This is a genomic window from Paraburkholderia sp. BCC1885 (assembly GCF_900996235.1).
In the GTDB taxonomy this organism is placed as follows: domain Bacteria; phylum Pseudomonadota; class Gammaproteobacteria; order Burkholderiales; family Burkholderiaceae; genus Paraburkholderia.
Window position 1 is genome coordinate 1 of the sequence record NZ_CAAJGM010000047.1, and the last position, 612, is coordinate 612.

General features: G+C 71.7%; 1 protein-coding gene and 1 pseudogene. Both read right to left on the bottom strand.

Annotated elements, in window-relative coordinates:
- Window positions 1–258, bottom strand: a pseudogene (locus FQ755_RS04230) (alpha/beta hydrolase); the annotation flags it as partial.
- A 16-nt stretch (window positions 259–274) separates the two neighbouring features.
- A partial coding sequence (locus FQ755_RS04235) for a nuclear transport factor 2 family protein (RefSeq protein ID WP_144151242.1) occupies window positions 275–612 on the bottom strand: 338 nt, incomplete at its 5' end.

Sequence of the window (612 nt, forward strand, 5' to 3'; positions counted from 1 at the left end):
CAGCGGCGCCTCGGGCGAGGGCTCGCCGCCGGCGACGCCGCCGGGCGGGTGGGTGACCCAGTCGAGATCGATGAAGTCGCCGTCGGGCGTGTCCCAGCGCTCGCGCCGGTAGCTCACCTCGGGGCGGCGGCCGAACAGCGCCGGGAAGATCGTCTGGGCGTGATTGGAGGGCAGCCAGCGCGGGGCCACGTAGCGCAGCAGCTCGGCGGCGGGCTGCGCGAGCCCGGTGAGTGGCGACGGCGGTGTATCGGTACTCATCGCGCGCGTGCCGGCCTCAGTGCAGCGGGCCCTGGCCGTGGCGGATCTTGGCGGCGAACTGGCTGGCGGCCTGGTCCGGGATCGGGCTGGCGTGGATATGGGCGATCCGCCATTCGCCGCGCTCGTGGATCATCACGTAGGTGGCGAACACCATGTCGGGCTCGCTGCCGCCGTCGGCGTACTGATGGGCTTCCGCGACCGTGTAGACCACCGTGCCGAGGCTGTCGTAGACGCGGATGTCGAGCGGCTCGATGGTCACCGGGCGCGCCGTCATGCGCTGCGCTAAGCCGCTGCGGATCTGCTCTAGGCCGTGCAGGTGCGCGCCGTCGGACCAAATGCAGCTCGCGAAATCCT